Here is a 12,567-nt window from a genome sequence, read left to right as displayed (position 1 = left end):
ATTACATATGAACAATTATCTGGTTAAAAATGCTGTTATTGTTAATGAGAATGAAAATTATATTGCCGATATACTAATAAAAGGCGAAAGAATAAAAAGCATTTTCAGAAAAAAAAATTACTCAGACAATTCTCCTCTATATTCCGAAAATATTATAAATGCCGAAGGTAAATATTTATTTCCGGGTGTTATTGATTGCCATGTTCATTTCCGCGAACCCGGGTTAACCCCAAAAGCCGATATATATACCGAGTCAAAAGCGGCAGTCGCCGGAGGCATAACTTCATATCTCGAAATGCCCAATACTATTCCTTATACCGATTCAATAAAACTAATAGAAGAAAAAAATAAAATTGCATCCGAAAAATCTTTTGCCAATTACTCTTTCTTTATGGGTGCTACAAGTAATAATTTAGACGAAATAAAAAAAATAAATCCCAAAAACACTTGTGGAGTAAAACTGTTTATGGGCTCTTCTACAGGCAATATTATGCTCGATGATGAAAAAATATTAAGTGCAATTTTTAGTGAAGCTCCTGTATTAATTGCCGTACATTGTGAAGACGAGAAAATAATAAACGACAATTTGAATATATTTAAGAAAAAATACGGCGAAGATATTCCACCAAAATGTCATGCGGAAATAAGAAATGCAGAAGCTTGTTATAAATCCACTTCTTTTGCAATTGAGCTTGCCGAAAAATATAATACCCGACTGCATATAACTCATATTTCCACCGCAGAAGAATTGAGTTTACTGAAAAATAATGTTTCATTACATCAGAAAAAAATCACATCCGAAGTAAGTGTTCATCATCTCTGGTTTGATGACAGCGATTATGACAAATTAGGAAATCTTATAAAATGCAACCCTTCCATAAAAAAATCAAAAGATAAAAAAGCTTTGCTTGAAAATTTAATAAATAACAAAATTGATATAATCGCTACTGACCACGCTCCTCACACATTAACAGAAAAACTAAACAAATATCTGAAATCACCATCGGGAATTCCTATGGTTCAACATTCATTGATTGCAATGCTTGAACTGCATCATCAAAATAAAATATCACTTGAAAAGATTGCAGAAAAAATGTGTCATTCACCAGCAGAATGCTATAGAGTTGAAAGTCGCGGATATATAAGAGAAAATTACTATGCCGACCTTGTTATTGCTGATTTGAATTATCAGTGGAAAATAGAAAAACCAAACATCTTATCTAAATGCAAATGGTCGCCTTTTGAAAATACAACTTTCAATTCAAAAGTATTATATACATTTGTTAACGGCAATCTTGTTTTTGATAACAATAACTTTAATGAAAAGGCAAAAGGAAAAGTGTTGAAATTTAACAGATAAATCGAATTATTTATAAAAATTCAAACAAAGTTAGATTAATGAGTTTTAAAAACTGAAGTAAGAAATAATAGGTAAGAAGCATGAAAACGCAAAACGCAATATTTTATTTATTTTTATTTATTTTTATTTTTTCATGTAAAGAAAGAAACATTAAAATTCCCATGGAAATAATTCCTAAAGACACGATGTCGCACATTATAGCCGATTTACAGATAATAGATGCTGCTATCGTAATTAATTCAATGAACGGAGATTCAACATTACCTAAAAATATAAAATCTTTTTACGAAACGGTTTTTAAAAAATATAAAGTCAATAAAACAAAATTTAAGCAAAGTATGCATTTTTACGTTGAAAATATAGAAATGCTGGAAAAAATATACGAAGATGCAACTAACATATTGGTAATAAAACAAAGCGAAGAAGCCATTAAAAACAAGTAAATGAAACTAATTATGACTTATACCAACGAAGATTACCATATAAATACCGAGCGTTTTATTGATATTGAAAATGTTATTAGAAACAAAAATCCAAAACTTCTGAAGTTATTACCACGTTTTATTTTAAAATATTTAAAAAAAATAATTCATGAAGAAAGATTAAACAAATTAATTTATAGGAACAGGGATAAAATAGGAACTGATTTCACTGATGCAATGCTCAACGAATTTCAGATTATAATAAAAACACAAGGACTGGAAAATATACCCAAAACGGGAAAATATATAATAGCATCCAATCATCCGTTAGGCGGTCTTGATGGAATGGCATTAATGAGCACTGTGGGGAAAGTACGAAAAGACATTAAATTTCCGGTTAATGATTTGTTGATGCATATACCAAACCTTCGTCCATTATTTATTCCATTGAATAAACTCGGAAAAAACACAAAATATATCGAACAAATTGAACAAACTTTTGCCTCAGACAACATGATTCTTTATTTTCCCGCAGGACTATGCTCAAGAAAGCAAAACGGAAAAATACTGGACTTGGAATGGAAACCTACCTTTATAAAAAAAGCTATACAATATAAAAGAGATATTTTGCCTGTATATATTGACGGAAAAAATTCAAATTTCTTTTATAATTTATCAAACTGGCGAAAAAAAACAGGCATTCGCCAAAATATTGAAATGATATATTTAGTTGATGAAATGTATAAGCAAAAAAATAAAATAATTAATATTATCTTTGGCGAGCCAATTTCGTATAAAATTTTTGATAAAAAATTTAATAATCTGCAATGGGCTGAAATAATAAAAAAACGGGTTTACGGATTGGCGGCAAAACAAGAACTTCCATTGCAATAAAAAAAAGTAAAAAATTAATAAAGAAATAAATATTTTTTGTATGCAAAAAATAATTCCACCAATAGACAGAAAAGTTATTGAGAAAGAACTTACAAAAGATACGTTTTTACGTGATACCAATAACGGAAATAATAAAATTTATGTAATTACACATCACAATTCTCCAAATATAATGCGTGAAATAGGACGTCTGCGTGAAATTACATTCAGGGAAGCCGGTGGCGGAACAGGAAAAGAAGTTGACATTGATAAATTCGATTACGCACCAATTCCGTACAAACAGTTAATAGTATGGAATCCCGAAGATAAAGAAATTACCGGTGGCTACAGATTTATTGAATGTAAAGATGTTTTAAAAAAACATAAAAAAGGAGAAGAAATTGAACTTGCAACAGCCGAATTATTTAATCTCTCAGAAAAATTTATTAAAGATTATTTACCTCATTCCATCGAACTCGGAAGGTCATTCGTTCAACCGATGTATCAGCCGGTAAACAACAGCAGAAAGGGATTATTTTCACTTGATAATTTATGGGATGGCTTAGGCACATTAGTTGTTGATAATCCGGACATAAAATATTTTTTCGGAAAAGTTACCATGTATCCGCACTTCAACCAGCGTGCAAAAGACATGATATTATATTTTCTTTTTAAATATTTTCCCGACAAAGACAATTTAGTTCATCCTAAAGACCCTCTTTTAATAAAAACCGATATAACTGAATTGGAAAAAATTTTTAACGGAGGGAACTACGGAGCCGATTACAAGCTATTAATTCAGGCATTAAGAGGAATTAATGAGAACATTCCCCCTTTAGTAAATGCATACATGAATTTGACATCTACAATGCGCACGTTCGGAACCGCTATTAACAAAGGATTCGGAAATGTTGAGGAAACAGGTTTACTTGTAACAATAGGCGATATTTACGAAATGAAAAAAGAAAGACATTTATCCACGTACAAGAAAAAAGAATAAAAAAATCTTTTGTGAAAAAAAAGAAAAATAAAATTTTCAACATTATAGTTCTGTTTTTAAATCTGACAGTTGTTTTTCTTATACTCATTTCATATATATCTCAATATATAAGTCCCGAAAAATATTGGTACATGGCATTTTTCGGATTGGCTTATCCACTTATACTATTTGCAAATATTTTTTTTATTCTTATTTGGATTATAAAGCGAAATTTTTATTTTTTAATTTCGCTGGTTTCGATTATAATCGGATGGCAAGTATTAATAAGATTTACAGTAACAAATAAAAAAACCGAAAATGTTCCGAAAAATGCAATAAAAGTTATGTCGTTTAATGCAAGAAATTTTGACTTATACAACTATCATCCGCACTGGAAATTAAATTTCGAAAAAAGAAATAAAATATTCGCTCTCTTAAAAAAAGAATCACCCGATATTATTTGTTTTCAGGAATTCGTTCATGATGCAAAAGGCAATTTTAAAACTCACGATACAATAATTCAGTTTCTGAAAACAAAATATTTTCATACTGAATACACAAAGTCATCAAAAAATGTAAATTTTTTTGGTGTGGCTACTTATAGTATATATCCTATTATTAACAGAGGTAAAATAAAATTCAATACAACATCAGGCAATACTTGCATCTTTTCTGATATAGTAATAAATAAGGATACTATTAGGATTTACAATGTTCATTTTGAATCAATACGCCTCAGCCCCGAAGATTATCTTTTTGCTGAAGAAATTAAAAAGAATATAAAAGAAAATGAAAAATTCACCAACAATTCAAAACGTATAATAAAAAGATTAAAAACAGCATTTCAGAAACGTGCACCACAGTCGGAACTTGTTACTGAAAGCATTATGGATTGCCCCTATCCTGTCATACTTTGCGGTGATTTCAATGATACCCCCTGCTCATATTCTTATAAAACTGTTACATCTGGCTTAAATGATGCTTTTGTTGAAAGCGGCAATGGCATTGGTAATTCATATGTTTCTAAAATTCCATTTTTTAGAATAGATTATATTCTTTACAGTAAAATTTTTAAATCATACAATTACCATGTAATTAAAGAAGAGCTTTCCGACCATTATCCCGTTACTGCATTTCTGGAATTGAAAAGAGAATAGTTGATGGTTGTCGGAAAATCCATATGCTCTGCGCCCAGAGAAATCAGTACAAAACGCTAATCGAACCTCTTTTGGTAATAACGCTGCCTTCAAAATTATTGAACTTCAATAAATATATATATACTCCTATCGGAGCTATATTGCTGCCAATTTTGCCGTCCCATCCTTCTTCCGGGCTATTGCTTTTAAAAATAAGGGCACCCCATCTGTTATAAATTAAAAATTCATAATCTTTAGCATTAATGAAAGAGCCTACGGGTTTTAAAACACGGTACAAACCATACGGGTCGAAAGCACTTGGAACAAATACTTTCGGGGTCTGATAAACCTCAACCACATTAGAAGTGCTTGAATCGGTGAATCCATAAGGATTATCAATATCTTCAATGGCTCTTATATAATATTTAAAACTTCCCTCCGAATTATAATAATCGTTTACAAAATCGGTATATGTTGTTGCTCTTGGCAAATTTATTATAGGAGAACCATCTGGCGGCGTTTCATCTATTGCTCTATATATTGTGTATCCTTTTACACCTCCAAGCCAATCCTGATAATCATTCCATATAACCGAATTTGACATGTCTAAATTAGCTTTAACTGTCAGTAAAATTGTTATCCCAACATTAGAAGCAATAATTTCATTATCGCAACTATCAATAACAATAACTTTATAACAATAACTTTTTGAATTAACACTCGCTCTTGTATCTATATAATTTATAACAGCACTTGAAAAATCATTTATAGTTGCAATAACACTATATGTTCCATATAAATCTTCAGAACGAACTATATTACATTTTTTAATATGTCCACTTATATCAATATAAAATGACACTTCAACTGTTTTATCGGAAAGAACAGTTGCATATTTCAAATAACAAAACTGCGGCGATTTTGGAGAACGGAAAGTTTTACAAACCACGTTTGAAGATGATGACTTTTGCCCCAACACAGAGTACGCCTGAATAAAATAACAATAAGTTGTATTGTTTTGTAAATTTGAATGAGTATATGTAGTATCCCTTGTATTCAGCATTGCCAGCAATGTGTATGGTCCTGCATTCTGGCTGACATAAATCTTATACCCGCTAATCTGAGGGTTCATATTTACATACGAATTCCATGCAAGCGAGTTTGTTTTTGAGCAAATATCGGTATTCACATTTAAAAAAAATGTTCTGTGGTATTTGCTCATCGGGCTTATGTTGCCGCAACTGTCAATAGCAGCAATTGTATATAATTCCACTGTTTTATCTGCATTGGAAGTTAAATTCTGCATAAAAGTTGATGAATTGCAGATTGTGTCTATTGCAGTCCAGACACTATTTTTAAGCTGATATATAACATAACACCGTGTATCTGCAGAAACACTTTTTATCCAGCTTATCGTTGCTTTTCCGCTGTCATCAACACTAACAGTATCAATATCTGTAGCAACAGGAGGAGTCAAATCTTTGATGATATCGTCATTTATTGATGAAACCGAAGTGCAAGGAGCGTTATCATCTATTTCAACTCTATATCTTAAATAAACAGAACATTTCTTTACTGTATCACTGTAATTAAGGTTTGTGGTTGTAGCAATCATAGTCCACACTCCTGCAGGATATTCGCGATAGATGCGATAAGCGCCAAGTGAAGTAGGCAAATCTGGATTATTCAATTTATTCCAGCTTAGAGAAGCAACTCCATTATTCAAATTCACTACATCAAGAAAAATAGTTTTAATTGTATTGGAAGGGATTGAATAAACCTTGCCGTTGCAATTAAAACGCGTTCTGATGTAGTAATATTTGGGAGCAAGTTGAGCACCGGCACCTGAGTGAATATACGAGCTTTGTGTGTATGTAAAAATACTGTCTATTTCAGTAAATAGACCCGCTGCATTGTTTGAAGCGTAAATATGATAACTATCAAAAGCAACTGAAGGGTCATTTGGAATTACCCATGTAAGCGTTGCGTTTCCTGCTGTATCAACAGAAGCGCATCTTATTTCGGGAGGAAGTACGCTTGTTGTAACAGTGATTGATACACCAGCAGTACCAATAACAGTACCGCCGTTATAACCTGTAACTGTATAAACAATGGAAACGGGGGGGGTTGCAGTAATAACCGAGCCGGAAGTAGAAGACAAATAAATTGAAGGCGACCAGCTATATTCGCTTGCTCCGCTTGCTGTTAATGTCAAACTCTGACTGCCACATATCGGCTGTACGGGATTTATCGTAACCTGCGCAAAACCCAAAAAATTAACAAGAAGCAAAATAACAATAATCCAAACTATATTATTTTTCATTATCATAATTAATATTGTTATACAATAAATTCACTAAAAAGGTTTAAATTTTTCCTACAATAATCTCTTTCATTTTTTCTTCATCAAAATATTTATTAGCAAGTTCGAGAAGCAAATCAGGATTTGCTTTTTTAATGTTTTCAATAAAACTCTTGTAATAACTAAAATTCAAGCCATATTGGAGCACCGATTTATACATTTCCGCCAAAGAAAACGGACCATCAGCTTCACGCAATATTGTGCCAAGCATATAATTTTTCACAAGCTTCAATTCGTCTTCTCCCACCTTTTTATCCTTTAAACGCTTAATTTCGCGAAATATTTCATCAATGGTTTTTTCGCAAAACTCAACTCCTACTTCGGTAGCTATAAAAAAGTAACCCGCATTTTTCAGCGATACTATGCCCGACCCTATGCCATAAGTGTATCCTTTATCTTCTCTGATGTTTGACATTAATCTTGACCCGAAATACCCGCCAAAGAGCATATTAAGAATTTGCATATTCTGGAAACCAGCATGCTTCCTGTTGAAAAGTAATCTGCCGATTCTTATTGCCGATTGAACGGCATCGGGTTTGTTTTCATAAATTCTTTTTTTATTTGTAGTTTTTACAAGATTTTTTTTATCTGAAAAGAAATTTTTATTAGACCAATCATTCCCGCCAAAATATTTTTCAACAAGTTTAATACAGTTTTTTTCTGCTTTACCTGATATTATTACTTTACAATTATTTGAACAATATGATTTTTTATAAAAATCAATAATATTTTTCCTTTTCACATTATCAAAATCACTAATATTTAACGAGGTATTGTAAGGATGCTGCTTGCCAAATAAAGATTCTGAAAATTTATTTTTAGCAATATATTTTACCTTTTTATTTTTAACTAAAAACCTCTGTTTATTATTATTAAAATATATGTCAAGCTCTTTTTCGGGAAAAACGGCATTTTTAATAATTTCTTCAACTAAAGGCAATGTTTTTGCCAAATGCTTATTTAAAGTATAAAGTGAAACTGATGCCAAATCTTGATTAATACCTGTTTCAATGTAAGAACCACAAAAATCAATACTTTCAGCAATTTCATCAGCCGTATATTTTTTTGTTCCTTCAATAAGCATTGAATTACATGCAGTTGCAACTAATGGTATATCTTGTTCCCACATTCCTGCATTAAAAATAAATTCGATTTTAACAACATCCTGCATGCCAATATTGAGAGTAAACACCTCAATATTATTATCAAACAAACATTTTTCAGGTTCCGTAAAACATATATCTTCTACACGGCTGTATTCAGGTGGACTTTTGCGATTTATCATGATAATTATTTATGAAGATTTATAGTTCCTTTTTTATTATAGACAATAAAAAACAAGAAAAGGTTGCTTAAAGAGTAGGATAAAAAGCATCAATAATATGGTCAAAAATCGGTTTGCCTTCATCAAAAACAATTCCTATCACATCAAATCTCGTTTCATTATTTATGTTTTTTTTACAAATGAAATTATTGGCAGCTTTTACCAAATATTTTTGTTTTCTTCGGGTAACCGAATCTTCCGGCTCTCCAAAATAATCGCTGCTTCTTGTTTTAACTTCAACCATTACAATATATTCACCATCCTTTGCTATGATATCAATTTCTTTTTTACCAAAACGCCAGTTGGTTGCAATTATTTTATATCCTTTTTCCTTTAAAAATTCAACCGCAAGTTTTTCACCAAGTTTGCCAAGTATGCTTTGTTCCGACATTGATTCCGAATTAAAATCCTTGCAAAATTAATATTTTTCAGTAATTCATAATGCCATAAAATCAATTATTTTTTGTAGATTTGCATTCTCAAAATGCAAGGAGAGATGCTCGAGTGGCTTAAGAGGCACGCTTGGAAAGCGTGTGCACTCCAAAAGGGTGCCATGGGTTCGAATCCCATTCTCTCCGCTGATAAAAAATGCAGAAAAATGCAAACCACCGAATTTATTGATATTTTCGGTGGTTTTTGTTTTTTCGGAAAGCAAAAAAAAGCTAAAAAAAGCACTTATCCGGTGGCTTATTCGGTGGACTTAGTTTTTTTTGTTTTTAGTCCACCGAATAAGGATATTATTCATTGGCTTGCAGTACTTTGCATTTCGCCTTTTTGCACTTAATTCATAATTTTGTTAAACTTAAATTTTTCATTATGAAACGTGCAACTTTTACCGTGCTATTCTACATCAAACGCACAAAAACATTAAAAAATGGTACTGCTCCGATTCTTGCAAGAATAACCGTAAACAGACAAAGAGCAGAATTCAGCTTGCAAAAAAGCATTGAAGCTGAAAATTGGGACAATCACAAAGGATGTATAAAGGGCTTTACAAAGCAGTCCCGGGATTTAAACTCTTATCTCGATTTTGTGAAAATGAAATTATTTGAACACAAAAGAGAGATTGAAGAACAAAACAAAATATTAACTGCAACAGAATTAAAAAATTCCTATCTCGGAATTGAAGAAAAAACAAGAACGATTTTACAGGTATTTGCCGAACACAATGAGAAATGCAGGCAGTTAGTAAATAAGGATTTTGCTGAAGGCACAGTAGAACGCTATTTTACTTGCTATAAACATTTAAAAGAATTTATCAGGCGTAAATACAGCAGAGATGATATGCTTTTGCATGAAATTACTCCCCTGTTTATAAATGATTTTGAATTTTACCTGAAAACTACGAGAGATTGCAATCATAACACTACAACAAAGTATATAAAGAACTTTAAAAAGATTGTTCGAATTGCTTTAGCAAACGGATGGCTGAAAGCTGATCCTTTTAAAAACATCAAATTTCATTTGGACGATGTTGATATGGCTTATTTAAGCGAAGATGAATTAAACAATGTAATTCAAAAGGAATTTAGAATTGAACGACTGCAAAACGTAAAAGATATTTATTTGTTTTGTTGCTTTACCGGGCTATCTTTTGTTGATGTAAGCAATTTAACCGAATCCGACATTATAAAAGAAAAAGACGGACATTATTGGATTAAAAAGAAAAGGCAGAAAACAAAAAATTGGTGTCATATTCCTTTGCTTCCTATGGCAATGCAAATACTTGATAAATATAAGAATTATCCAAAATGTATTGAAAGAAATAAGGTCTTACCTGTTTTAACTAACCAAAGAATGAACTCGTATTTAAAAGAAATAGCTGATGTTTGCGGGATTAATAAAAAATTAAGTATGCACACAGCACGGCACACTTTCGCAACAACTGTAACTCTTTCAAATCAGGTTTCAATGGAAGTTGTATCTAAAATGCTCGGTCATTCGAGTATTAATATGACAAAGAAATATGCTCGTGTGGTGGATGAGCTTATAAATAAGGATATGCAAAAGATATTTGCAAAATACGATAATAATATAGCTGTTTGATATAGTGATTATTCTTTTAAATATGGCTTTCAACTTTAATGTAATTTTGCTTTGATTTTTTTTAAAGTAATTTTCATCATACATCTTACAAATTGTTATTTTTGTATCTGTTATTTAATTTGTAAATCTTGCCAATAAACAAAGAAGCATATATCCGCTACAAAATAATTGATGAATGCCTCACAGACCGATTTCATCCTTATCCTACTATGGATGATATTGTCAGGGCTTGTGAAGATAAACTTGGCAAATCCTTTTCTATCTCTACAATTCAGAAGGACATTAAGGTAATGAAAGAAGATGAAGCTCTCGAATACAAAGCACCAATCTGTTTTAGCAGAAGCAATCAAGGTTATTATTATTCCGACAAGGAATATTCTATTCATACAATACCACTAAACAGCGAAGAAATCGAATCTCTTGAAGCTATGACGGATGTTCTTTCAGCTTTTACAGGCAGTCGCATAAGTGAGAATTATAATCAAGCTGTTCAAAAGATATTTGCTTCATTAAAGGAAAAAACGCTTCAACAGGAAAAAAGATATAAGATTATACAAACAGATTCACAGATTCAACATAAGGGCTTTGAAAATTTTGAGTTTTTCCTTCATACCATCGTAAAAAAAATTCCGGTATGTTTTATTCATTATTCATATAAAAATCGCCATTTTAATTCAATTATTGCACATCCTTTGCTTCTTAAAGAATTTCAGAATAAATGGTATTTAGTGGCATATTCCGAACAGCATAAATGTCTTCGCACATTTGGTCTTGATAGAGTCAGCAATCCTATAATGCTCAAAATTCCTTTTCACGATACTCCTTCCGAAATAACCGAAAGTTATTTTAGCAATGTTTACGGTACTTATCCTTTGCCAAATGAAAAAAAACAAAAAATCATTTTCATTGCAAATCCGCTATTATCTGAATATTTAAAATCAAATCCAATACATAAATCACAAATTGTTAAAAAAACTGGAGCGTATGGTAGTGTCGTCTTTGAATTAGAACTCATTCCTTCACAGGAACTATTGAATTATTTTATTCAAAATAGTATAAACATTAAGGTTATCAAACCTCAAACATTATATAAAAAAGTTTTAGAATCTTTGTGTAATGCAAAAATAAATTATTCTAAGAAATGAAAAATATTAGTCATCTATATAATCTTCCTAAGCATAAACCTAATAACGAACATCCTCAATTATTAAGAGTAATAACTTCTGAAAAGCATACTCGAATTGATTTCGGTTATCAGTGCGATTCGTATTATGTTCGTGGTGGTTGGGTAACTATTGCTCCAAAAACATTTATTTGTGTTAAGGGTTCTGATAATAAACTTTTTCTTATTAAAGCAGAAAATATTCCATACGCTCCTGAAAAATATCATTTCAAAAGCACTGTTGATAATTTATTATTTTCTCTTTATTTTCCAACACTTCCGGCAGGCATCAATTCATTTGATATTATAGAAAAAGAAAATCCAAAACCAACGGATTTTAATTATTATGATATTCAACTGAACCCAACATCAGCAATACCTTTGTTGATTTCCGAATAATTTTTCACAAAAAATGCAAAACGCATTTACATTACTTTTTGCTATAATAATTTTGTTTTAATATTTTTTGAACGCAACTAATTATTAAAACAAATATTATGTCATCAAATAAGATTCTAATAAAAGAAAAAACAATAGTTAAACCAATTGGATTAACTGTTACTTCTACTGAAGACGCACCTGTTACAATGTTATATTGTCGCTACACCACATCCCCAAAATATAATTGTGGTTGGTGGGTAAATATTTACAAAACGTGTATTCTGCAAGATACTATTTCAGGTAAGAGTATTAAAATGATTACCGCAATTAATATTCCTTATGCACCATCAAAACATTTTTTAAAAAAATTAGGTGATTCATTAACATTTATTTTAGTGTTTCCTCGAATACCAAAGGACTGGGTTGTTTTTGATTTTATTGAAGGTCGTTCAGAAGATTCACTTTCATCACATGGAATATTGCGGAACGATTCGGGAATATATAGAATACAGGTTTCTTAAA

13 protein-coding genes and 1 tRNA gene are annotated in these 12,567 nt (G+C 31.1%); 11 read left to right on the top strand and 3 right to left on the bottom strand.

Annotation, left to right across the window (positions count from 1 at the left end; all coding sequences use genetic code 11):
* The first annotated feature begins 7 nt into the window (after positions 1-7).
* The 5 genes from WC223_06395 (at position 8) to WC223_06375 (ending at position 4,791) form a co-directional block, all read left to right on the top strand.
* Positions 8-1,360, top strand: a complete 1,353-nt coding sequence (locus WC223_06395) for a dihydroorotase (protein ID MFA6923869.1) — start codon at positions 8-10, stop codon at positions 1,358-1,360.
* 80 nt (positions 1,361-1,440) lie between these two features.
* Positions 1,441-1,803 carry a DUF4296 domain-containing protein gene (locus WC223_06390; protein MFA6923868.1) on the top strand — a complete coding sequence of 121 codons (363 nt, stop codon included), beginning with the start codon at positions 1,441-1,443 and terminating at the stop codon, positions 1,801-1,803.
* On the top strand, positions 1,804-2,676 hold the full coding sequence (locus WC223_06385; GenBank protein ID MFA6923867.1) for a 1-acyl-sn-glycerol-3-phosphate acyltransferase: 873 nt from the start codon (positions 1,804-1,806) through the stop codon (positions 2,674-2,676).
* Positions 2,677-2,716: 40 nt separating this feature from the next.
* On the top strand, positions 2,717-3,655 hold the full coding sequence (locus WC223_06380) for a GNAT family N-acetyltransferase (protein ID MFA6923866.1): 939 nt from the start codon (positions 2,717-2,719) through the stop codon (positions 3,653-3,655).
* A gap of 11 nt (positions 3,656-3,666) precedes the next feature.
* Positions 3,667-4,791, top strand: coding sequence for an endonuclease/exonuclease/phosphatase family protein (locus WC223_06375; protein ID MFA6923865.1), 1,125 nt, complete (start codon positions 3,667-3,669; stop codon positions 4,789-4,791).
* A 43-nt stretch (positions 4,792-4,834) separates the two neighbouring features.
* Here WC223_06375 and WC223_06370 read toward each other — a convergent pair whose 3' ends face one another.
* The 3 genes from WC223_06370 to WC223_06360 form a co-directional block, all read right to left on the bottom strand.
* Entirely contained in the window at positions 4,835-7,093 is a 2,259-nt protein-coding gene (locus WC223_06370) for a gliding motility-associated C-terminal domain-containing protein (protein MFA6923864.1), read from the bottom strand.
* A 43-nt stretch (positions 7,094-7,136) separates the two neighbouring features.
* Positions 7,137-8,417, bottom strand: coding sequence for a pitrilysin family protein (locus WC223_06365; protein MFA6923863.1), 1,281 nt, complete (start codon positions 8,415-8,417; stop codon positions 7,137-7,139).
* Between the two features lie 67 nt (positions 8,418-8,484).
* Positions 8,485-8,847, bottom strand: coding sequence for a YraN family protein (locus WC223_06360; protein ID MFA6923862.1), 363 nt, complete (start codon positions 8,845-8,847; stop codon positions 8,485-8,487).
* A gap of 99 nt (positions 8,848-8,946) precedes the next feature.
* Here WC223_06360 and WC223_06355 point away from each other — a divergent pair.
* The 6 genes from WC223_06355 (at position 8,947) to WC223_06330 (ending at position 12,566) form a co-directional block, all read left to right on the top strand.
* Positions 8,947-9,034 (top strand) — tRNA-Ser (locus WC223_06355).
* A 20-nt stretch (positions 9,035-9,054) separates the two neighbouring features.
* Entirely contained in the window at positions 9,055-9,240 is a 186-nt protein-coding gene (locus WC223_06350; GenBank protein ID MFA6923861.1) for a hypothetical protein, read from the top strand.
* Between the two features lie 32 nt (positions 9,241-9,272).
* Positions 9,273-10,502, top strand: a complete 1,230-nt coding sequence (locus tag WC223_06345) for a site-specific integrase (GenBank protein MFA6923860.1) — start codon at positions 9,273-9,275, stop codon at positions 10,500-10,502.
* A 128-nt stretch (positions 10,503-10,630) separates the two neighbouring features.
* Positions 10,631-11,647: a WYL domain-containing protein gene (locus tag WC223_06340; protein MFA6923859.1), complete on the top strand. Its 1,017-nt coding sequence runs from the start codon at positions 10,631-10,633 to the stop codon at positions 11,645-11,647.
* Complete coding sequence (locus tag WC223_06335; protein ID MFA6923858.1) at positions 11,644-12,063, top strand: hypothetical protein; 420 nt, start codon at positions 11,644-11,646, stop codon at positions 12,061-12,063. The genes WC223_06340 and WC223_06335 overlap by 4 nt, the downstream gene beginning before the upstream one ends.
* 98 nt (positions 12,064-12,161) lie before the next feature.
* Positions 12,162-12,566, top strand: coding sequence for a hypothetical protein (locus WC223_06330; GenBank protein ID MFA6923857.1), 405 nt, complete (start codon positions 12,162-12,164; stop codon positions 12,564-12,566).
* Position 12,567: the final 1 nt, after the last annotated feature.

It is taken from the genome of Bacteroidales bacterium (assembly GCA_041671145.1).
GTDB lineage: Bacteria > Bacteroidota > Bacteroidia > Bacteroidales > JAHJDW01 > JAQUPB01.
Note: the sequence above shows the minus strand (reverse complement) of the source record. Positions and strands in the feature narration are given on the sequence as shown.

Coding starts and splice junctions, on each gene's coding strand:
- WC223_06385 (MFA6923867.1), top strand. CDS start 1,804: ATGAAACTAATTATGACTTATACCAACGAAGATTACCATATAAATACC.
- WC223_06360 (MFA6923862.1), bottom strand. CDS start 8,847: ATGTCGGAACAAAGCATACTTGGCAAACTTGGTGAAAAACTTGCGGTT.
- WC223_06330 (MFA6923857.1), top strand. CDS start 12,162: ATGTCATCAAATAAGATTCTAATAAAAGAAAAAACAATAGTTAAACCA.
- WC223_06390 (MFA6923868.1), top strand. CDS start 1,441: ATGAAAACGCAAAACGCAATATTTTATTTATTTTTATTTATTTTTATT.
- WC223_06380 (MFA6923866.1), top strand. CDS start 2,717: ATGCAAAAAATAATTCCACCAATAGACAGAAAAGTTATTGAGAAAGAA.
- WC223_06350 (MFA6923861.1), top strand. CDS start 9,055: ATGCAAACCACCGAATTTATTGATATTTTCGGTGGTTTTTGTTTTTTC.
- WC223_06335 (MFA6923858.1), top strand. CDS start 11,644: ATGAAAAATATTAGTCATCTATATAATCTTCCTAAGCATAAACCTAAT.
- WC223_06370 (MFA6923864.1), bottom strand. CDS start 7,093: ATGAAAAATAATATAGTTTGGATTATTGTTATTTTGCTTCTTGTTAAT.
- WC223_06395 (MFA6923869.1), top strand. CDS start 8: ATGAACAATTATCTGGTTAAAAATGCTGTTATTGTTAATGAGAATGAA.
- WC223_06345 (MFA6923860.1), top strand. CDS start 9,273: ATGAAACGTGCAACTTTTACCGTGCTATTCTACATCAAACGCACAAAA.
- WC223_06365 (MFA6923863.1), bottom strand. CDS start 8,417: ATGATAAATCGCAAAAGTCCACCTGAATACAGCCGTGTAGAAGATATA.